This is a genomic window from Kineococcus terrestris (assembly GCF_041020755.1).
Lineage (GTDB): Bacteria > Actinomycetota > Actinomycetes > Actinomycetales > Kineococcaceae > Kineococcus > Kineococcus terrestris.
Map to the genome: position 1 here is coordinate 49,366 of NZ_JBEUEI010000016.1, position 20,307 is coordinate 69,672.

The 20,307-nt window shown below is 79.0% G+C and carries 18 protein-coding genes; 1 reads left to right on the forward strand and 17 read right to left on the reverse strand.

Going from position 1 to position 20,307, the window contains the following annotated elements; translation table 11 throughout:
* Positions 1–35 precede the first annotated feature (35 nt).
* The 10 genes from AB8M62_RS11530 to AB8M62_RS11575 form a co-directional block, all read right to left on the reverse strand.
* Complete coding sequence (locus AB8M62_RS11530; protein WP_369052600.1) at positions 36–431, reverse strand: PTS-dependent dihydroxyacetone kinase phosphotransferase subunit DhaM; 396 nt, start codon at positions 429–431, stop codon at positions 36–38.
* A complete protein-coding gene (dhaL, locus tag AB8M62_RS11535; protein ID WP_373694923.1) occupies positions 428–1,096 on the reverse strand; it encodes a dihydroxyacetone kinase subunit DhaL in 669 nt (222 codons plus the stop codon). The genes AB8M62_RS11530 and dhaL overlap by 4 nt, the downstream gene beginning before the upstream one ends.
* Positions 1,084–2,076, reverse strand: a complete 993-nt coding sequence (gene dhaK, locus AB8M62_RS11540) for a dihydroxyacetone kinase subunit DhaK (protein WP_369052601.1) — start codon at positions 2,074–2,076, stop codon at positions 1,084–1,086. The genes dhaL and dhaK overlap by 13 nt, the downstream gene beginning before the upstream one ends.
* 144 nt (positions 2,077–2,220) lie before the next feature.
* On the reverse strand, positions 2,221–3,462 hold the full coding sequence (locus AB8M62_RS11545; RefSeq protein WP_369052603.1) for a DNA polymerase III subunit delta': 1,242 nt from the start codon (positions 3,460–3,462) through the stop codon (positions 2,221–2,223).
* Positions 3,459–4,130, reverse strand: a complete 672-nt coding sequence (gene tmk, locus AB8M62_RS11550; protein ID WP_373694919.1) for a dTMP kinase — start codon at positions 4,128–4,130, stop codon at positions 3,459–3,461. Before tmk ends, AB8M62_RS11545 begins: the two co-directional genes overlap by 4 nt.
* A gap of 65 nt (positions 4,131–4,195) precedes the next feature.
* The gene (gene topA, locus AB8M62_RS11555) at positions 4,196–7,054 is read right to left on the reverse strand and encodes a type I DNA topoisomerase (RefSeq protein WP_369052605.1); all 2,859 of its coding nucleotides are present in this window, start codon (positions 7,052–7,054) and stop codon (positions 4,196–4,198) included.
* Positions 7,055–7,201: 147 nt separating this feature from the next.
* Positions 7,202–8,722 (reverse strand): DUF7059 domain-containing protein, encoded by a 1,521-nt coding sequence (locus AB8M62_RS11560; RefSeq protein ID WP_369052607.1) that lies wholly within the window; start codon positions 8,720–8,722, stop codon positions 7,202–7,204.
* A 71-nt stretch (positions 8,723–8,793) separates the two neighbouring features.
* Positions 8,794–11,232, reverse strand: a complete 2,439-nt coding sequence (locus tag AB8M62_RS11565) for a sodium-translocating pyrophosphatase (RefSeq protein WP_369052608.1) — start codon at positions 11,230–11,232, stop codon at positions 8,794–8,796.
* Between the two features lie 111 nt (positions 11,233–11,343).
* Positions 11,344–11,802: an ATP-binding protein gene (locus tag AB8M62_RS11570; RefSeq protein ID WP_369052609.1), complete on the reverse strand. Its 459-nt coding sequence runs from the start codon at positions 11,800–11,802 to the stop codon at positions 11,344–11,346.
* Between the two features lie 4 nt (positions 11,803–11,806).
* Positions 11,807–12,175, reverse strand: a complete 369-nt coding sequence (locus tag AB8M62_RS11575) for an STAS domain-containing protein (protein ID WP_369052610.1) — start codon at positions 12,173–12,175, stop codon at positions 11,807–11,809.
* 141 nt (positions 12,176–12,316) lie between these two features.
* Between AB8M62_RS11575 and sftH the strand changes: the two genes are divergently transcribed.
* The gene (gene sftH, locus AB8M62_RS11580) at positions 12,317–14,863 is read left to right on the forward strand and encodes a DEAD/DEAH box helicase (protein WP_373694920.1); all 2,547 of its coding nucleotides are present in this window, start codon (positions 12,317–12,319) and stop codon (positions 14,861–14,863) included.
* Here the strand turns inward: sftH and AB8M62_RS11585 are convergent.
* The 7 genes from AB8M62_RS11585 to ssd form a co-directional block, all read right to left on the reverse strand.
* Entirely contained in the window at positions 14,845–15,297 is a 453-nt protein-coding gene (locus tag AB8M62_RS11585; RefSeq protein ID WP_369069647.1) for an Rv3654c family TadE-like protein, read from the reverse strand. The genes sftH and AB8M62_RS11585 overlap by 19 nt on opposite strands.
* Positions 15,298–15,304: 7 nt before the next feature.
* Positions 15,305–15,823 carry a TadE family type IV pilus minor pilin gene (locus AB8M62_RS11590; protein WP_369069648.1) on the reverse strand — a complete coding sequence of 173 codons (519 nt, stop codon included), beginning with the start codon at positions 15,821–15,823 and terminating at the stop codon, positions 15,305–15,307.
* Positions 15,820–16,104, reverse strand: coding sequence for a DUF4244 domain-containing protein (locus AB8M62_RS11595; protein ID WP_369069649.1), 285 nt, complete (start codon positions 16,102–16,104; stop codon positions 15,820–15,822). The genes AB8M62_RS11590 and AB8M62_RS11595 overlap by 4 nt, the downstream gene beginning before the upstream one ends.
* Positions 16,105–16,259: 155 nt before the next feature.
* Positions 16,260–16,988: a type II secretion system F family protein gene (locus AB8M62_RS11600; RefSeq protein WP_369069650.1), complete on the reverse strand. Its 729-nt coding sequence runs from the start codon at positions 16,986–16,988 to the stop codon at positions 16,260–16,262.
* Positions 16,985–17,689 carry a hypothetical protein gene (locus AB8M62_RS11605; RefSeq protein ID WP_369069651.1) on the reverse strand — a complete coding sequence of 235 codons (705 nt, stop codon included), beginning with the start codon at positions 17,687–17,689 and terminating at the stop codon, positions 16,985–16,987. The genes AB8M62_RS11600 and AB8M62_RS11605 overlap by 4 nt, the downstream gene beginning before the upstream one ends.
* Positions 17,686–18,939, reverse strand: coding sequence for a TadA family conjugal transfer-associated ATPase (locus AB8M62_RS11610; RefSeq protein ID WP_369069652.1), 1,254 nt, complete (start codon positions 18,937–18,939; stop codon positions 17,686–17,688). The genes AB8M62_RS11605 and AB8M62_RS11610 overlap by 4 nt, the downstream gene beginning before the upstream one ends.
* The gene (ssd, locus tag AB8M62_RS11615) at positions 18,936–20,081 is read right to left on the reverse strand and encodes a septum site-determining protein Ssd (RefSeq protein ID WP_369069653.1); all 1,146 of its coding nucleotides are present in this window, start codon (positions 20,079–20,081) and stop codon (positions 18,936–18,938) included. Before ssd ends, AB8M62_RS11610 begins: the two co-directional genes overlap by 4 nt.
* Between the last annotated feature and the right edge of the window lie 226 nt (positions 20,082–20,307).

A 20,307-nucleotide genomic window follows, 5' to 3' on the forward strand; every position in this document is an offset into this window, starting at 1 on the left:
AGGCGGGTGGACGCGGGTGGAGGCTGGCGTGCGGGTCAGCGCTTGCGCAGGGCGCGGGCCTCCTCGGCGCGGGCGACCACCTCGGTCAGGTCCGCGCCGGTGGCGGCGGTGACCGCGGCGGCCACCGCGCCCTCCAGGAACGGCGCGTCCACCAGCGCCACCCGCTCCAGCTCCTCGTCGTCCAGGTCGGCCAGCCACGCCTTCGCCATCAGCACCGCGCTGCCCAGGTCCACCAGGACCGCGACGTCGTCGCCGGCGTCCAGGCCGCGGCGGGCGGCGGCCTCCAGCGCGCCGGCGTCCGTGCCCAGCCGCCCGTCCGCCGTGCCGCCCACCGCCTCCAGCACCGCCCCGCCGGCGACCTGACCGGCCAGCTCCGCCACCCCCGCCGCCGCCGTCGCGCTGTGCGAGAGCAGGACCAGCCGCACGCTCACGCGGGACCCCCCAGCGCGTCCGCGAGCGCCCGCAGCAGCAGCACCGACGACACCGCGCCCGGGTCGCGGTGCCCGGCGCTGCGCTCGCCCAGGTAGCTGGCCCGGCCCTTGCGCGCGACCAGCGCGTCGGTGGACTCCGCGCCCTCCTGCGCCGCGCGCACCGCGGCCCCCACCGCCTCCGGCAGCGCCGTCCCCGCCGCCACCTCCCGCTCCAGCGCCTCCACGGCCGGCAGCAGGGCGTCGACCATCGTCGCGTCGCCGACCTCCGCGCCGCCCAGGCGCACCACCGCGTCCACGCCCGCGCGCAGCGCCCGCGCCAGCTCCGGCCCGCCCGCGGCGTCCACCCCCACCAGCGCCTTGCCCACCCGGCGCAGCGCCGTCCCGTACAGGGGGCCGCTGGCCCCGCCGACCGTGCTCACCAGCGTCGTGCCCGCCGCGCGCAGCACGTCCGCGGCCGTCGCCGGCGCGTCCGGGCCGTCCAGGGCCGCCAGCACCGCGACGGCCCCCCGGCGCAGGTTCACCCCGTGGTCGGAGTCGCCGATCGGGCGGTCCAGGTCGGTCAGCTCGACCGCGGACTCCTGCACCAGCTCGGCGAACCGGCGCACCCAGGCGCGCGCGGCGTCCGCGTCCAGCGCCGTCCCCCCCACCGCGCTCACCGGCCCCAGCGCAGCGCCGGCGTCTGCACCGGCGCGTCCCACCAGCGGGTCAGCCGCTCGTCCAGGCGGCACACGCTGACCATGCTGCCCTGCATCTCCAGGCTCGTGACGTAGTTGCCCACCAGCGCGCGGACCACCCGCCCGCCGCGCTCCTCCACGGCCGCGCGCACGTCCGCGGCCAGCACGTACAGCTCCAGCAGCGGCGTGCCGCCCATCCCGTTGACCATGAGCAGCACCTCCCCGTCCAGGGGCATGTCGTCGGCGATCGCCGTCACGCTCGTGCGCGCCACCTCCCGCGCCGGGGCCAGCGGCACCCGCTCGCGGCCCGGCTCGCCGTGGATGCCGATGCCGACCTCCATCTCGCCGGCCGCCAGGTCGAAGCCCGGCCGGTCCGAGCCGGGTGTCGTGCACGCCGTCAGCGCCACCCCGAAGCTGCGGCTGCGCGAGACCACCTCGCGGCCCAGCGCGGCCAGCTCCGCCAGCTCCAGCCCCTCCTCCGCCGCGGCGCCCACGACCTTCTCCACGAACAGGGTGGCGCCCGTGCCGCGCCGGCCCGCCGTCCACGTGCTGTCGGTGACGGCCACGTCGTCGTCGACGAGCACCGTCTCCACCCGCACGTCCTCCTCGTCGGCCTCCTCCGCCGCCATCCGGAAGTTCAGGACGTCGCCGGTGTAGTTCTTCACCACGTGCAGGACGCCCGCGCCGGAGTCCACGGCCTTCGTGGCCGCCAGCACCTGGTCCGGCACGGGCGAGGTGAACACCGCGCCGCAGCAGGCGGCGTCGAGCATCCCGTGGCCGACGAACCCCGCGTGCAGGGGCTCGTGGCCCGACCCGCCCCCGGAGACGAGGCCGACCTTGCCCGGCCGGGGCCCGCCGGCGCGGCGCACCACCCGGTTCTCCAGGTCAACGTGCAGGTCGGGGTGGCAGGCGGCCATGCCGCGCAGCGCGTCGGGGACGGCTTCGGCGGGGTCGTTGAGCAGCTGGGCCACGGTTCCTCCAGGAGGCGCGACGCCGCGGCCGCCGGGAGCGTCCGCGCTGACGTGATCGGCAAGCTAGGCACGCCGCCGACGGGTGTCAACGGACCTCCGGCGGGGCCGCCCGGGCGGTCGCCGGAGCGCTCGCGCGGGCCGTCCTCAGCGCTCGCGCGGGCGCAGCTGCAGGGCCATCGCCTCCACCGCCAGCAGCGGGGCGACGTTCTGCGCCAGGCGCTCGCGGGCCAGCTGGACCGCCTCCGTGCGGCGCACCGTCTCCTCCGGGGAGCACTCGGCGGCCGCCCGGCGCAGCGCCGCGGCCACGTCGCCGTTGACCAGCTCCACCGGCGCGCCCAGCTGCACCACCAGCACGTCGCGGTAGAAGCCCAGCAGGTCCACCAGCGCGCGGTCCAGCACGTCGTTCTGCGCGCGCCGCGCCCGCCGCTTCTGGTCCTCCTCCAGCGCCCGCACCTGCGCGCGCACCGCCGGCGGCACCGGGGAGGGGCCGTCGGCGCCCAGCGAGCGCATCAGCTCCGCCTTCTCCCGGGCGTCGCGCTCGGCGGTGGACGCGCTCGCCTCCTCCGCGGCGACCTCCACCAGCTCCCCGGCCGCCACGACCGCGTCGCCGACCCCGCGCAGCCGCTCCGGCAGCCGCAGGACCTCCCGGCGCCGGATGCGCGCACCCTCGTCGCGGGCCAGGCGCCGGGCCAGCCCGACGTGGCTCTGCGCCGCGCGCGCCGCGAACGCCGCCATCGCCGGGTCCACGCCGTCGCGGCGCACCAGCAGCTCGGCCACCGCGTCGGCCGGCGGCACCCGCAGCGGCACGTGCCGGGCGCGCGAGCGGATCGTGGGCAGCACGTCGTCGACGGCCGGCGCGCACAGCAGCCACACCGTCTGCGGCGGCGGCTCCTCGATGGTCTTCAGCAGCACGTTGCCGGACGTCTCGTTGAGCCGGTCGGCGTCCTCCACGACGATCACCCGCCAGCGGCCCACCGACGGGCGCCGCTGCGCCGTGGCGATGAGCGGCTCGACGTCCTGGCGGCGGATCCACGTGTGCTCGGTGGCGAACACCGTCACGTCGGCGTGCGCGCCCGACAGCGCCGTGCGGCAGCCCGCGCACGTCCCGCAGCCCACCCGCGCCGGGTCCTCGCACGCCAGGGCCGCGGCGAACGCGCGGGCGGCCACGGACCGCCCCGAGCCCGGCGGGCCCGTCAGCAGCCAGGCGTGCGTCATGCCCGCCGCCGCGACCCCGGCCACGGCCGCGGCGCTCGCGGTCGTGGCGGCGGCCGCCGCGCGCGCCGCCGCGGCCGCGCGCGACAGCACCGCCACGGCCGGCTCCTGGCCGACGACCTGCGACCACACGCCGCTCGTCGCGCCCGGGGCCCCCGGCGGCGCGGCGCTCACGCCCGCCCCGCCCCGGTGGCCGCCCCCAGCAGCTCCGCGACCCGCCCGCGCACCCGCGCCGCGACCACGTCCGCCGGCGCCGTCGCGTCCAGGACCAGGTAGCGGGCGGGGTCGCGGCGGGCCAGCAGCAGGAACTGCTCGCGCACCCGCGCGTGGAAGGCCCGCGACTCCGCCTCCAGCCGGTCCTCCCCCGCCCGGGAGGTGTCGCGCCCCCGCCGGGCCGCGGCCGTCGCCGGGTCCACGTCCAGCACCACCGTCAGGTCCGGGAGCAGCCCGGCCGTCGCCCACGCCGACAGGCGCTCCACCTCGTCCACCGCCAGCGCGCGCCCGGCGCCCTGGTAGGCCAGCGAGGAGTCCACGTACCGGTCGGTGACGACCACCGCGCCGCGCGCCAGCGCCGGGCGCACGACCTGCGCGACGTGCTGGGCGCGGTCGGCGGCGAACAGCAGCGCCTCCGCGCGCGGGTCCAGCGCCGGCCCGCCCGGGGCGGCCAGCACCAGCGCGCGCACCTCGCGGCCCAGCTCCGTGCCGCCCGGCTCGCGCGTCACGACCACCTCGCGGCCGGTGCCGGCGAGGTGCTCGGCCAGCAGCCGCACCTGCGTGGACTTGCCCGAGCCGTCACCGCCCTCCAGGGCGACGAAGGTCCCCGGGAGGGCGGTATCGGTCACGGTCGCCAGGGTAGGACCCGGCGCCGACACCGCCCCGGGACCGCCCCGGACCCGCCCGGGCCCGCTCAGCCCTCCGCCGGCGCCGTCTTCTTCGCCGCCGTCTTCCGGGCGGCGGTCTTCTTCGCGGCCGTCTTCTTCGCCGGAGCCGTCTTCTTCGCCGCGGTCTTCTTCGGCGCCGGGCCCTTGGCGCGCTTGTCCGCCAGCAGCTCCGCGGCCCGCTCCAGCGTCAGCGTCTCCGGGTCGTCGTCCTTGCGCAGCGTCGCGTTGGTCGTCCCGTCCGTCGCGTACGGGCCGAAGCGGCCGTCCTTGACGACGATCGGCTGCCCCGTCTCCGGGTCCGGGCCCAGCTCCTTCAGCGGCGGCCGCGCCACCTGCCCGCGGCGCGTCTTGGGCTGCGCGTACACCGCCAGCGCCTCCGCCAGCGTGATGTCGAAGATCTGGTCCTCGCTCGCCAGCGACCGCGAGTCGGTGCCGCGCTTGAGGTACGGCCCGTAGCGGCCGTTCTGCGCGGTGATCTCCTCGCCGGACTCCGGGTCGGCGCCGACCACCCGGGGCAGCGACAGCAGCGCCAGCGCCTGCTCCAGCGTGACGGTCTCCACGGACATGTCCTTGAACAGCGACGACGTGCGCGGCTTGGTCTTCGCCGCCTTCTTGGCGGTCTTCTTCGCCGCGGCGCGCTCCTCGACGGCCGTGGCCGGCGCGTCGTCCTCGATCAGCTCGGTGACGTACGGGCCGTAGCGGCCCACCCGCGCCACCACGGTGCGGCCGCTCGCCGGGTCCTGCCCCAGCACGCGGTCGTCGTCGGACTGGGAGGTCAGCAGCTCGCGCGCCTTCTCCACCGTCATCTCGTCCGGCGCGACGTCCTCGGGCACCGACGCCTTCAGCAGCTCACCGGTCTCGGCGTCCGGGCCCTCCAGGTACGGGCCGTAGCGACCCACCCGCAGGACGATGCCCTCGCCGATCGGGACCGTGGAGATCTCCCGGGCGTCGATCGAGCCCAGGTCGTCGGCCAGGCCCTTGATGCCCTCCGCGGCACCGGTGGCGGCACCGCCGGACGGAGCGCCGTCCGGGGCCGCGGCCGCGCCGGCCGGACCCGCCGGGCCGCCCGCGCCGAAGTAGAAGCGCGTCAGCCAGTCCACCCGCTCGGCCTCGCCGCGGCTGATCGCGTCGAGGTCGTTCTCCATCTCGGCGGTGAAGTCGTAGTCCACCAGCCGCGGGAAGTGCTCCTCCAGCAGCCGCGTCACCGCGAACGCCAGCCAGGTGGGCACCAGCGCGGAACCCTTGTAGCGCACGTACCCGCGGTCGACGATCGTGGAGATGATCGAGGCGAACGTGGAGGGGCGACCGATCCCCTTCTCCTCCAGCGTCTTCACCAGCGTCGCCTCGGTGTAGCGCGGCGGCGGGGACGTCTCGTGCACGTCCGCGGCCAGGTCCGCCACGCTCAGCGCCCGCCCGCGCTCCAGCGGCGGCAGCCGGCGCTCGGTGTCCGCGGCGTCCGGTCCGGCGTCGCGGACCTCGTCGCGGCCCTCCTCGTAGGCGGCGAGGAACCCGCGGAACGTGATGATCGTGCCGCTCGCGGAGAACTCCGCGTCGCGCCCGTCGGCCGACGTCGCGCCCAGGCGCACCGTGGCCGTCGTGCCCCGCGCGTCGTGCATCTGCGAGGCGACCGTGCGCTTCCAGATGAGGTCGTACAGGCGGAACTCGTCCCCGCGCAGCTCCCCCGACACCTGCGCCGGGGTGCGGAACGTCTCACCGGCGGGGCGGATCGCCTCGTGCGCCTCCTGCGCGTTCTTCGACTTCGAGGCGTACGCGCGCGGGGCGTCCGGCACGTACTCGGGCCCGTACAGCTCGCGGGCCTGCGCCCGCGCCGCCGACAGCGCCTGCGCCGACAGCTGGATCGAGTCGGTGCGCATGTAGGTGATGTAGCCGCCCTCGTACAGCCGCTGCGCCGCGCGCATCGTGGCGCGCGCGTTCAGCCGCAGCTTGCGCGAGGCCTCCTGCTGCAGGGAGGAGGTGATGAACGGCGCCGCCGGGCGCCGCGAGTACGGCTTCTCCTCCACCGAGCGCACCGCGAACGCCGCGTCGTCCAGCGAGCGCGCCAGCGCCTGGGCGGCCGCCGCGTCCAGGTGCGCGACGCCCGCCGAGGCCGAGGAGCGCTTCAGCTCGCCGGTGTCCTCGAAGTCGCGGCCCGTGGCCACGCGGGCGCCGTCCAGCTGCACCAGGCGCGCGGAGAACTCGCCCGCCTCCCCCTGGGGGCTGAAGCGGCCCGTCACGTCCGCGTACGAGGCCGCCCGGAACGCCATGCGCTCGCGCTCGCGCTCCACGCACAGGCGGGTCGCCACCGACTGCACGCGCCCGGCGGACAGGCCCGCGCGCACCTTGCGCCACAGCACCGGCGACAGCTCGTAGCCGTACAGGCGGTCCAGGATGCGGCGGGTCTCCTGCGCGTCGACGAGGCGGTCGTCGATGTCGCGCATCTCCTGCGCGGCCTGGCGGATCGCCTCGCGGGTGATCTCGCCGAACACCATCCGGCGGTACGGCACGCGCGGCTGCAGCGCCTGCACCAGGTGCCAGGCGATGGCCTCGCCCTCGCGGTCGCGGTCGGTGGCCAGGACGAGCTCGTCGACCTCCTTGAGCGCGCGCTTGAGCTCGGCGACCGTCTTGCGCTTGTCCGCGTCGACGACGTAGTAGGGGTCGAACCCGTTCTCCACGTCCACGGCGAACTTGCCGTAGGGGCCCTTCTTGACGTCCTCGGGCAGCTGCGAGGGCTGGGGCAGGTCGCGGATGTGGCCGGCGCTGGCCTCCACGCGGTACCCGGGACCCAGGTAGTCGGCGATCTTGGCGATCTTGCTGGCCGACTCCACGATCACGAGCCGGCGCAGGCCGTCGCTCGTGCCCGCGCTCGTCTGGGACTTCCCCGCCACCGACTGCCGTCCTCCCCGCGCCTGCGGCGCACCCCCCGCCCGGCGCACCGCCGGCCGTCTCGTCCACGTCGTCCGCCCGCCAGCCTCGCACGCCGTCCCGGCAGCGGGCGAACGCCCCGCGGCGCCCGGGGGTGCCCGCGGGGTCCCTCAGGCCCCCGGCAGGAGCAGCAGCCCGTCGCGCACCAGGTCCCGCACCCGCGGCAGCAGACGGGCCCGCAGCGCGGCGGCGTCCTCCTCCAGCAGCACCGCCAGACCGGCCGCGACCTGCCCCACCGTCAGCTCCCCGTCGCACGCCCCGACCAGGCCCGCGAGGTCCCCGTCGGCCTGCACGACGCGGCGCAGCCCACCGCCCTGGCGCAGCAGCACCACGCGCGGGTCCGGCTCCCCCGGAGCGTGGTAACGCTCGTCGCTGACGTCCGGCGCCACCCGCAGCGCCGTGCCCGCCAGCGCCTCGTCGTCCATCCCGGCCAGCCGGTCGTGGGCGGCCAGCCCCGCGGCGAACACCCCGCCCAGCGGGTCGTCCACCCCCGACAGGACCTCCTCGAAGCGGCGCAGCGTCGGCGGCCCGTCCACCGGCCGGCGCAGCGTCACCACGCCGAAGCCGACGCCCGTGACGCCGCGGGCCTCGAAGTCGTCCAGCCACGCCGCGTACAGCTCGTCGAACGCCGCACCGGGCTTCTGGCCGCCGTCGCGGATCCACGTCTCGGCGTACAGGGCCGGGTCGGCGACCTCGCGCTGCACGACCCACGCGTCCAGGCCCGTGCCCTCCAGCCAGCCCTCCAGGCGCTGCGCCCAGTCGTCCTCGCCGTGGTACTCCCAGTTGCCCAGCAGCTGCGCCACCCCGCCGGGCGCCAGGACACCGCCGACCTGCTGGAACAGCCGGCGCACCAGGCTGTCGCCGGGCATCCCGCCGTCGCGGTACTCGTACTGCGGCACGCCCTCCCGGCGCGGGGTGATGACGAACGGCGGGTTCGAGACCACGAGGTCGAACAGCTCGCCGTCGGCGACCGGCTCCAGCAGGGAGCCCTGCCGCAGGTCCAGCGCGACGCCGTTGAGGGCGGCGTTGACGGCCGCGAGGTCCAGCGCGCGCTCGGAGGTGTCCGTGGCCACGACGCGGCGCGCGTGCCGGGCCGCGTGGAGGGCCTGCACCCCGCAGCCGGTGCCCACGTCCAGCACCGAGCCCACGGGCGTGCGGACCGTGGCCCGCGCCAGCGTCAGGGACGCCCCGCCGACGCCGAGGACGTGGTCGGGGGCCAGCGCGCTGCCGGTGGCCAGCTCGCCCAGGTCCGAGACCAGCCACCAGTCCGCCGGGGCGGCGGCGTCGTCGTCCACGCGGTACGGGCGCAGGTCCACCAGCGGGCGCACCGCGTCGCCCGGGGCGGCGCCCGCCGCGGCCACCAGGCCGAGGGCGGCCGCGCCGTCGGTGCCGGTGCGCGGCAGCGCCGCGTCCACCTCGGCCCGCGTCACCTCCCGGCCGAGCGTGCAGCAGCGCAGCAGCACCGACGCCGCCCCGCCCGCGCGCTCGGCGGCCCGCAGCGCCGGCAGCGCCTGCTCGCGGTCCAGCGCGCGGGAGGCGACGTCGCCGACCAGCTCCTGCACGCCGTCGACGGTGTAGCCGGCCTCGGCGAGGTCCTCGCGCAGCCGGGCCAGCAGTTCCCTGGGATCCACCCCGCGATCCTGCCAAGGCGCCCGGCACCCGCCCGGGGGCGGGTGCCGGGTCGGCCGGGTCGGCGGGGTCGTCAGTCGCGGTCGGCGCGGCGGGCGCGGCGCTCGCGGCCCGTCAGGTCCACCGCGCCGTCCCTCAGCGCGTCCTCCTCGCCGGCGACCGCGCGCCCCGGCCCGGTGGTGGGCGCCGACATGTCCACGCGGCGGCTGCGGCTGATCACCACCGCGACGACGATGACGGCCGTGGCCGCGGCGGCGATGCCGTAGCGCAGCCAGTTGTTCGCGTCCGGGCCGATGCTCAGCGTCACCACGGCGGGCGCCACGAGCAGCGCGACGAGGTTCATCACCTTCAGCAGCGGGTTGATCGCCGGGCCCGCGGTGTCCTTGAACGGGTCGCCGACGGTGTCGCCGATGACCGTCGCCGCGTGCGCCTCGGAGCCCTTGCCGCCGTGCAGGCCGTCCTCGACGAGCTTCTTCGCGTTGTCCCACGCGCCGCCGGAGTTGGCCAGGAACACGGCCATGAGGACACCGGCGGCGATCGCGCCGCCCAGGAACCCGGCCAGCGGGCCGACGCCCAGGCCGAAGCCCACCGCGATGGGCGCGAACGCCGCCAGCAGGCCCGGGGTCGCCAGCTCGCGCAGCGCGTCGCGCGTGCACAGGTCCACGACGCGGCCGTGGTCCGGCTCCTCCTCGCCCGTCATGATCCCCGGGCGCTCGGCGAACTGCCGGCGGACCTCCACGACCACCGCGCCGGCCGAGCGGCCCACCGCGTTCACGGCCAGGCCGGAGAACAGGAACACCACGGCCGCGCCCAGCAGCACCCCGACCAGCGTCGTCGGCGTCGTGATGCTGACGTCGCCGATGGTGCGGCTCAGGTACGCCGACGGCGCCTCCTGCAGGGTGGCCTGCACCTCCTGGATCCGGGAGAGCACCGCCTCCTGGTAGGAGCCGAACAGCGCGGTGGCCGCCAGCACGGCCGTGGCGATCGCGATGCCCTTGGTGACGGCCTTCGTGGTGTTGCCGACGGCGTCCAGCTCGGTGAGGACCGCCGCGCCGTCGCCGTCGACGTCGCCGCTCATCTCCGCGATGCCCTGCGCGTTGTCGCTGACGGGGCCGAAGGTGTCCATCGCGACGATGACGCCGACCGTGGTCAGCAGGCCGCAGCCGGCCAGCGCGATGAGGAACATCGCCAGCGTGAGCACCCCGCCGGCCAGCAGGAACACCGCGAACACGGCACCGGCCAGCACGAGCGTCGTGTAGACCGCCGACTCCAGGCCCAGGCCGATGCCGGAGAGGACGACCGTGGCCGCGCCCGTGCGCGCGGAGTCCGCCACGTCGCGGGTCGGGGTGGCCTCGGTGCCGGTGAAGTGGCCGGTGATCCACAGGATGAGCACGGCCAGCAGGACGCCGAGGAACACCGCCGCCAGCGCCACCAGCCGCGGGTCGCCGTCGAGGATGCGGACGTCGTCGGCGGCGCCGGGCAGTTCGGCGAACGTGCCGGGCAGGTAGAGGAAGCAGGCCACGGCCGTGCCGACGAGGGCGATGACCGCCGAGACGTAGAAGCCGTTCTGGATGGACGTCAGGCCCGAGACCCCGGGCCGGGCGCGCACCAGCACCACGCCCAGCGCCGCGGTGACCGCGCCGATCGCCGGCACCAGCAGCGGCAGGACCAGACCGGCCTCGCCGAAGGCGATCTGCCCGAGGATGACACCGGCGACGATGGTGACGGCGTAGCTCTCGAACAGGTCGGCGGCCATGCCGGCGCAGTCGCCGACGTTGTCGCCGACGTTGTCGGCGATGGTCGCCGGGTTGCGCGGGTCGTCCTCCGGGATGCCCTGCTCGATCTTGCCGACGAGGTCGGCGCCGACGTCGGCGGCCTTGGTGAAGATGCCGCCGCCCACGCGCATGAACATCGCCAGCAGCGCGGCGCCGAAGCCGAAGCCCTCCAGCACGGTGGGCGCGTCCGAGCGGAACACCAGCACGGTGACCGCGGCGCCCAGCAGGCCCAGGCCGACGGTCGTCATGCCGACCACGCCGCCGGTGCGGAAGGCGATGCGCATGCCCGTCTCGCGCCCGCCCGCCCCCTCGCGCGCGGCGGCGGCGACGCGCAGGTTGGCGCGCACCGCCAGGGACATGCCCAGGTAGCCGATCGCGGCGGAGAACACGGCGCCGACGAGGAACGCGGCGCTGCGGGCGGCCCGCAGGTCCCAGCCCTCCGCGGGCAGCGCCAGCAGCAGCACCACGACGGCCGCCGCGAACCACACCAGGGTGCGGAACTGCCGCCGCAGGTACGCCGAGGCGCCCTCCTGCACGGCGGCGGCGATGGTGCGCATCCCCTCGGTGCCCTCGCCGTGGGCGAGGACCTGCCGGCGGAAGACCACCGCGGCGGCCAGCGAGGCGAGGGCGACGACGGCGACCCCCGCGACCACCACCTGGCCCGTGCCGGTGAGGTCGGTCGCGCCGGCCGGGGCCGGTGCGACGGCGGGGAGAGCGCTCAGGGTGGCGAGAGGCATCCGGTCCTCCTCGACGCGGGGCGGTGCCGGCGCCGTCAGGACGCCATGATCACCGAGGTCGGACCAGACTAGGGCCGCCCGCCGCCGACTGCTACGCGGCGCGCGGCCCCGTCACCGCGCGTACCGCGAGGCGCGGGCCAGCGGTGCGCCCGGCACGTCGGCGGGCTCCTCCGGGGGCAGCTGCCACGACAGCAGCACGCCCCCCTCGCCGCCGGCCTCCCGCGGGTCGTCCGTGGTCCCCGGGACGGCGACCAGGTCGGCCATGCCCTCCAGCAGGGCCAGGGCCAGCGGGTCCTCCGGCTCGGTCTCCGGCGGCAGCGGCGCGCCGTCGTGGCGGCGTTCCAGGACCGTCACCTCGAGGCGGCGGTCGTCGTCGCACAGGCGCATGTCGACGAGGCCGTCGGCGGGGCTGCGCCCGACGGCGCGGGCGCACGCCTCACCGATGGCGATGCGGATCTCGTCCAGCTGGCCCTCGCCGAAGCCGGCGCGGCGGGCGACCGAGACGGCCACCAGTCGCGCCGTGCGCACGTGCTCGGCCAGCGGCGAGAACCGCAGGGCGACGGTCGGCACGTCCTCAGGAGGTGGCGCCGGCCCCGTCCACGGACGCCGAGGCCGCGATCGCGTCGGCGACGGTGTCGTGGATGGGGAAGACCTTCGTCAGGCCCGTGATGCGGAAGACCTTGAGGATCTTCTCGCGCTGGCACACCAGGTGCAGGGAGCCGTCGTGCGAGCGGACCCGCTTGAGACCGCCGACGAGCACACCGAGCCCGGTGGAGTCGAGGAACTCCACGCCCTCCATGTCCACCACGAGGTGGTGGTGCCCGGCGCCCACGAGTTCGTTGAGCCGCTCGCGCAGGGTCGGTGCCGTGTAGACGTCGATCTCACCGGACACCTCGACGACGGTCCGGCCGCTCTCCTCGCGGCTGGTCACCGACAGGTCCACGCAGACCCCTCCTCGCTGCTGGCCGTTCTCCGGCGCGCCGATCGGCGCGCCCCTGGCATTCAACCATCGCGCTGCGTGAGGGGCGCGTCGTGGAGCGCAGCCGCGGCCCGGCGCGGACCGCGGCGGGGGCAGACTCCCCGCGTGAGCGCGCGCACCGGCACCCCGGACCCCGCGGGCCCGGGCGCCGCGGCCGGACCCGCCCGGGCGCTGCTGGGGCGGGGGGCGGCCACGGGCCGGCTGCGGCACGTGGAGGTGCTGCCGGCGCGCGCCGGCGAGCGCGTGCCGTGGCCGGGCTGGGCGGACCCGGAGGTCGTGGCGGCGCTGGAGCGCAGCACCGGCGGGCTGCCCTGGCGCCACCAGGTCGAGGCCGCCGAGCACGTGCGCGCGGGCCGCTCGACCGTGCTGGCCGCGGGGACCGCCTCGGGCAAGTCGCTGGCCTTCCAGCTGCCCGTGCTGACCGCGCTGCGCGGCGGCGACGGCGGTGGGGACCGCGGGGAGGGAGCCGGCGCGCAGCGGGGTCCGGCCCGCTGGGGCGGGCGGGTGTGCACCGCGCTGTACCTGTCGCCGACGAAGGCGCTGGCCGCCGACCAGGAGTCGCGGCTGCGGGCGCTGGACGTGCCCGGGGTGGTGGCGGCCACCTACGACGGCGACACCCCGCCGGAGGTGCGCCGCTGGGTGCGCGAGCACGCCGGCCTGGTGCTGACGAACGTCGACATGCTGCACCGCTCGGTCCTGCCCGGGCACGAGCACTGGGCGTCCTTCCTGCGCCGGCTGCGCTACGTGGTCGTCGACGAGCTGCACGGCTACCGCGGGGTGTTCGGCTCGCACGCGGCGGCCGTCCTGCGCCGGCTGCGGCGCCTGGCGCGCCGCTACGGCGCCGACCCGGTGTTCGTGCTGGCCTCCGCGACGGTCGCCGACCCCGCCACCACGGCCCGCCGGCTGACGGGGGTGGACGTCGTGGCGGTCACCGCGGACACCTCGCAGCGGCCCGAGCTGACCGTGGCGCTGTGGGAGCCGCCGATGGTCCAGCCGGTCCCGGACGACCGGGGCGACCCGCTGGGGGACCCCTCCGGCGCGCCGGGGCGCGCGCCGGCCGCGCAGCGGCGCAGCGCGACGGCGGAGACGGCCGACCTGCTCGCCGACCTCGTCGAGGACGGGGTGCGGACGCTGGCCTTCGTGCGCAGCCGCACGGGCGCCGAGTCCGTGGCGGCGGGCGCGCGCCGGCGCCTGGCGGAGGTGGGCCCGGACCTGCCGGAGCAGGTCGTCGCCTACCGCGGCGGGTACCTGCCGGAGGAGCGGCGGGCGCTGGAGCAGGACCTGCGCACCGGCCGGGTGCGGGGCATGGCCGCGACGCGTGCGCTGGAGCTGGGCGTGGACGTGGCCGGGCTGGACGCCGTGCTGGTGGCCGGCTGGCCGGGCACCCGGGCGTCCTTCTGGCAGCAGCTGGGCCGGGCCGGGCGCCGCGGGACACCCGCGCTGGGGGTGTTCGTGGCGCGCGACGACCCGCTGGACACCTTCCTCGTGCACCACCCGGAGGCGCTGCTGGGGGCGGGGGTGGAGGCCACCGTCCTGGACCCGGACAACCCCTACGTCCTGGCCCCGCACCTGTGCGCGGCGGCGCAGGAGCTGCCGCTGACCGAGGAGGACCTGCCCGCCTTCGGGCCCGCGGCGGCCGGCGTGGTGGAGCTGCTCGTGCAGCGGCGCCTGCTGCGCCGGCGCAGCACCGGCTGGTACTGGACGCGCCGGGACCGGGCCAGCGACCTGACGGACCTGCGCGGCGCGGGCGGCACCGTGCGGGTGCTGGAGGCCGGGACGGGGCGGGTGCTGGGCACGGTGGAGGCCGGGTCGGCGGACGCGCAGGTGCACCGGGGGGCGGTGCACGTGCACCGCGGGGAGACCTGGGTGGTCGACGAGCTGGACCTGGAGGAGTCGCTGGCGCTGGTGCACCGCGAGGAGCCGGGCTGGACGACGCACGCGCGCACCTCGCACGACGTGCGGGTGCTGGCCGAGGACTCCCGCGCCGAGCACGGGCCGGTGACGGTCTCGCGGGGCGTGGTGGAGGTGACGTCGCAGGTCACCGGCTTCCTGCGCCGGCGCGCCGGGACGGGGCAGGTGCTCGGCGAGGAGCCGCTGGACCTGCCGGTGCGGCGGCTGCGGACGCGGGCGGTGTGGTGGACCCTCGACGAGGAGGTCGCGCTGGGGGCGCTGGGGGCGGAGGGCCCCGGCGGGGCGGCGGCCAGGCTGCCGGGTGCCCTGCACGCGGCCGAGCACGCCTCGATCGGGCTGCTGCCGCTGCTGGCGACGTGCGACCGCGGTGACCTCGGCGGGCTGTCCACCGCGGCGCACCCGCACACCGGCCGGCCCACCGTCTTCGTGCACGACAGCGTCCCGGGCGGCGCCGGTTTCGCCGACCGCGGCGCCGACCGGCTGCGCGGGTGGCTGGCCGCCACCCGCGACGCGGTGCGCTCGTGCCGCTGCGAGGACGGCTGCCCGGCCTGCGTGCAGTCGCCCAAGTGCGGCAACGGCAACGAGCCCCTCGACAAGGCCGGTGCCGTGGCCGTCCTCGACGTGCTGCTGGCGGCCCTGCCGCCCGGTGGCCCGGGTGACACGGGCAGCGGCGAGGGCAGCGGCGAGGGCAGCGGCGCGGGCAGCGGCGCGGACGGGACGGGTCACCGGCCGGTCCCTTGAGCGCTGCCGGCGGGCGGGTGAGCGGTCGGGTCGGCGGCGCCGGCCCGCGCGGCGGCGCGGGCGGGCCCGAGGGCGCCCAGCGGGCCGCTCACCGGCACCGCGACGCGCACGAGCACCGACCCGTCGGCCGCGGGGGCGCACGCCACCAGCACCGGCGCCGCGGCGTCCGGTGCCGCGGCGCCGTGCGCGGTGACCACCCGGGCCGCCCGCTCGCAGGGCTCGCCGCCCGCGCGGCCCAGGAGGACGTCGGCGGCCGCGAGCGCCGCCAGGTCGGCGGCGGACGCGGCGCGGTGCCGGGCCACGACGGCACCGCCCAGGGCGAGCACGAGCAGCAGCGCCGTCAGGGCGACGCAGCCCAGGGCCAGGACGAGGACCGTCCCGCTGCCGCGGTCCGGGCCGCCGGTGCCGCGCGCAGGTGCCGGGGCCCTCAGCACGGGCGCCTCACCCCGCCCCCACCGGCTGCTCCAGCGCCGCGGTGGCCGAGGCGCGGGCCAGGACGCGGCCGCCGAGCGGGCCGGCGAGGCTCTGCGGGCTGCTCACGTCCACCACGACGAGGCCGGCGGTGCGCCGCACCGCCACGCGCGCCCCGGGCGGCGCCAGGGCGGCGGCGCTGGCGCGGACGGCGTCCTCGGCCTCGCCGCGGGCCGCGGCGCGCGCGCCCGTGCGCGCCGCGTCGACGCAGTCGAGCTGCACCACGACGAGCCGGGCGGCGGTCAGGACCACCACCAGCAGCACGAGCACCGCCGGCAGCGCCGCGGCCAGCTCGACGGTGGCCGACCCGCGGTCGGCGGCGCCCCGCCCCGGACGGTGGCCCCGGTGGCCCCGGTGGCCCCGGTGGCCCCGGTGGCCCCGGTGGCCCCGGTGGCCCCGGTGGCCCCGGTGGCCCCGGTGGCCCTGGTGGCCCCGGTGGCCCCGGTGGTCGGCGGGAGGGCCGCCCGGGGCGGGACGCGGTGCGCTCACGCCAGGGTCAGGGCCTGGCGCACGACGCCGAGGAGCAGTCCGCGCACCTCGTCGCTGCGCAGCAGGGCGACGAGCAGGCCGGCGAAGCCGACGGCCGCGAGCGTGGCCATCGCGTACTCGGCCGTGGCCATGCCCGCGTCGCGGGGCTCGTCGGCGCCGGTCGGGGTGGTCGTCGCGGCGGACGTCGCGGCGGACGTGGCGGCGGACGTGGCGGCGGACGTCGCGGGCGTCGTCGCGGACGGCGGCGGGGTGGTCGTGGTGGTGGGGTCGGTGCGGGTCATGTCTCCTCCTGGGACGGGGCCGGGCGGTGCCGGCGGGACGGCTCACGGTGTCCGCGTCGGGACCGGGGCGGGCGGGCCGCGGGGGCGGGCTGTGGACGGCCGGGCCCGCGGCGCCCTGTGGTCCCCGGGGTGGCGCGAGGGGTGGTGCGGTGGGTTCACGGCAGCACCCCGCGCAGCAGCGGGCCGGCGGTGGACAGGACGACGGGGACGACGCCGAGGGCGAGGAACGCCGGCAGGGTGCACAGGCCCAGCGGCAGCACCAGCAGGGCACCGAGCCGGGCGGCGCGCTCCTCGGCCGCGCGGCGCCGCTCGCGCCGCAGCCGCACGGCCGCCGAGCGCAGCAGGCGCGCCGGCGGCGCCCCGGTCCGGGCGGCGAGCACGAGGGGTTCGGCCAGCTCGGCCAGGTGGGCGGGCAGCAGCGTCCACGCGGCGACCGGGTCGGCGCCCCCGGCGGCGCGCGCGCACACCCCGTCCAGCGCGGGTTCCAGGGGCTCGCCGGTCGCCTCGCGCAGCGCCGCGAGGGCCTCCCCGACGGCCGTCGCGGGCGGCAGGCCGGCGTCCAGGGCCGTGGCGACGAGCTCCAGCAGCAGGGGGACGTCGGCGCGCTCGCCGTCCGCGGGACCCGCCGGAGCCAGCGGGTCGGGCCCGGTCGACCCGGTGGACCCGGTGCGCCCGGTGGGCCCGGTGGGCCCGGTGGGCCCGGTGCGGCGGCGTGGTCCGTCCCGCGCGTCCCGCCGACCCTCCCGGAGGCGCCCGCCGGACGTCCCCGCGCGACCCGCGAGGACGGCGGCCAGGAGCAGCGCGGCCACGGCCAGCGCCGCCGGGATCCCCGCCGGTCCCGGCTCCGGAGCGCCGACGAGGGCGGCCACCGCAACACCGGTCACCAGGCGCGCGCCGAGCGGACGAGCCGGGCGCTCCACGCCCGGCCGGCCCACAGCAGGGCGCCGCCCGCGGCGGCGCAGACCAGGCCGGCGGGCGAGCCGAGCAGGACCTGCCAGGGCGGCGCGCCCAGCGCGGCCGCCAGCGCCAGGCCCAGCAGGGGCAGCAGCGAGACGGTGCGAGTGCTGACGGCGGCCCCGGACAGCGCCACCCGCACCGCGGCGCGGGCGTCGGCCTCGTCGTGCAGGCCGGCGGCGCACACCTCGAGGACCGCCGCCGGTGCGGCGCCGCAGCGCTGGGCGAGCAGCCACGCCGCGCGCACGGCGTGCGGTGCGTGCGCCGGGGGTCCGCCCGGTGCCCCCGCGGCGGCCCGGCCACCGCTCTGCCCGGCCGGCCCGGCCGCGGCGTGCGCCCAGGCCTCGGCGGGTGCCGCGCCGGCGGCCAGGAGCGCGGCCGCGCGCTCGGCGAGCCGGGCACCGGCGCGCAGGTCACCGTCGTGCCCGGCCGCACCACGGCCCCGCGGGAGCCGCCCGGCCCGGCGGGCCAGACCGTCCCGCGCCACCCGCGACGGCCACGGGGCCCCGCGGACCGAGCGCGGCGGACGGGCGCGCGACCGTCCTCCGGCGGCTCCGGCCGCTCCGGCGGCACCCGCGGCCGCTGCGAGGAGGAGGGCGACGCCCAGCGCCGCCGGGACCGCGCCGCTCACGCCCGCCTCCGCCCGTCGGCCAGCGGGCCGGTGACCGCGGCGGGCAGCCGGGCGATCAGCTGCGGCCAGCCGGGACCGGTCCGCCAGGCGTCCGCCCCGTCCCCGTCCGGGCAGCGCGTGAGGGCGGGCACGGCGCGGGCACCCCGCGCCGGACCGGTGCCGACGCCCTCCAGGACGGCGACCTCCAGCAGCGCGCGGGCACCGCCCGCCCGGCCGGTGTGCAGGACCACGTCGACGCCGGCCAGCAGCTGGGCGTCGACGGCCGCGGCCGCGGCACCGGCCGAGGCGGCGAGGGCGTGCACGCGCGCCACGACGTCGGCGGCGGAGTTGGCGTGCAGGGTGCCGGCGCTGCCCGCGTGGCCGGTGTTCAGCGCCGCCAGCAGCTCCAGGACCTCCGCGCCGCGGCACTCGCCGACGACGAGCCGGTCGGGGCGCATCCGCAGGGCCTGGCGCACCAGGACGTCCAGCCCGACGGCGCCGCGGCCCTCGACGTTGCCGTGGCGGGCCTCCAGGCGCACCACGTGGGGGTGCTCGGGCCGCAGCTCGCCGGCGTCCTCGACGAGGACGAGCCGCTCCCGCGCGCCCACCTCGCCGAGCAGCGCCTGCAGCAGCGTCGTCTTGCCGGTGCCGGTGCCGCCGCTGACGAGGTACGACAGCCGGCCCGCGACGACGGCGCGCAGGAGCGGGCCCCAGGCCGCCGGCACGCTGCCCGCGGCCTCCAGCTGGGCCAGCGACCACCGCCGCCGGGCGGGCACGCGCAGGCTCAGGTGGGTGCCCTCGGGAGTCAGCGGCGGCAGCACCGCGTGCAGGCGGGTGCCGTCGGGCAGGCGCGCGTCCACCCACGGGCTCGCGTCGTCCAGGCGCCGGCCGGCGGTGGCGGCCAGGCGCACGGCCAGCTCGCGCACCTCCTCCTCCCCGCTCAGCGCCGTCGCGGCCGCGCGCAGCCCGCCGCCGTCGTCGACCCACACGCGGCCGCCGCCGTTGACGAGGACGTCGGTGGTGCCGGGAGCCTCCACGAGCGGCTGCAGGCGGCCGCAGCCGGTGAGCTCGGCGCGCACGGCGTCGACGAGCCGCAGCAGGCCGGGCGCGCCCAGGACGAGCCCCTCGGCGCGCGCGGCGGCGGCCACCCGCTCGGTCAGGCCCCGGTCGCCGGTGAGCCCGGTGGGCACGGCGGGTCCGGCGAGGAGCCGGTCGCGGACGCGGGCGACCACGCCGGGGTCGAGCGCGACCGCGGCGGTGCCCGCGCTCACCGGGACACCGGGACGGCGCGCCGGGACGGGACGCCGTCGGGCGCGAGGCCGCGGGCCCACCGGTCGGCGAAGGCGGCCAGCGGGCTGCGGCGCCCGCGGGGCAGGCCCTCCCCGCGCTCGACCGAGACGTCGAGGTCGCGCTCGGTGCGCAGCCAGGCGCTCACGGGAGCGCCGACGACCTCGGCGAGGGTGTCGGCGTCCAGGCCGGCGGCGCCCGCGGGCGCCGCGCGGCCGACGAGCGCGACGGACGTGCCGGCACCGGGCGCGAGCGCGTCGACGACGGCGCACGCCGCCGCGGCGCCGCGGGCGGTGCCGGGGACGACGACGAGCAGCTCCTCGCAGCCGGCCGCGGCCTCCGCGGCCAGCGGCGCCGCGCGGGGCAGGTCGAGCACCGTCAGGTCGAAGCCGCGGCGGGCGGCGTCGAGCACCGACGGCAGCGCGGCGTCCAGGGGCGCGGCGGGCCGGTGGCGGTCGGCGGCCAGCAGGTGCAGGTCCGCGGTCACCTCGACGGCGCCCAGGAGGACGTCGGGGCGCAGCCGCCCGCTGACCCCGGCCAGGTCGCCCCAGCGCAGCCCCGGCAGCTCGTCGGCGCCGAGCAGGAGGTCCAGGCCGCCCGAGACCGGGTCGGCGTCCAGCAGGAGGGTGCCGTGGCCGCGCCCGGCCGCGGCCAGCGCCAGCGCGGCGGCCACGACGCTGGCGCCGGCGCCCCCGGTGCCGCCGACCACCCCCACGACGCGCCCGGGCGCCCCGCGGCCGGCGGCGGCCTCGGCCAGCCGGTCCAGCAGCCAGTCCTCGGCCTCGGGCAGCAGGGCCGCGTGGTCGGCGCCCAGCTCGGTGACGGCCCGCCACCACGAGGCGGCCGCCGGCGCGGTGCCCACGACGACGACGTCCGCGCCGCCGGCGCGGGCGGCTGCGACCTGCGCGGCGCCGGCGTCGGCACCGGCGAGCACCAGGGCCGCGGGGACGCCGGGGCCGCCCGGGACGTCCGGGCCGCCCGGGCTATCCGGGACGCGCCGGACCGGGCACCCGGCGGCGCCGGCCAGCCGGGTGACGGCGGCCGCCAGGGCCTCGTCGCGGGTGAGCAGGACGGCCTCGCGCGCGGGCGGGGGGCCGCCGGGGCGCGGGTGTCGGGCAGGGGTCACGGGTCACCTCCGGGGACGGGGAGGGACACCGTGGGCGCCGCCGGGCGCGGGGCGCGGGCGCCGGCCGGCGGGGGTGTGGACGACGGCGGGCGGGCGGTCCTGTGGACACGGCGGTCGCGGCGCGGCGGGTCGTCGGCGCCAGCCGGGGGAGGTGGCCGGGGCGGTCACGGCCGGGAAAGACGACGGCCCCCGCTGGGGGGGAGCGGGGGCCGTCCACGGTCCGGCT

What these genes read in the sequence shown, in the direction of transcription:
- AB8M62_RS11565 (WP_369052608.1), bottom strand. Translation starts at nt 11,232, where the DNA reads ATGCCTCTCGCCACCCTGAGCGCTCTCCCCGCCGTCGCACCGGCCCCG.
- AB8M62_RS11595 (WP_369069649.1), bottom strand. Translation starts at nt 16,104, where the DNA reads ATGACCCGCACCGACCCCACCACCACGACCACCCCGCCGCCGTCCGCG.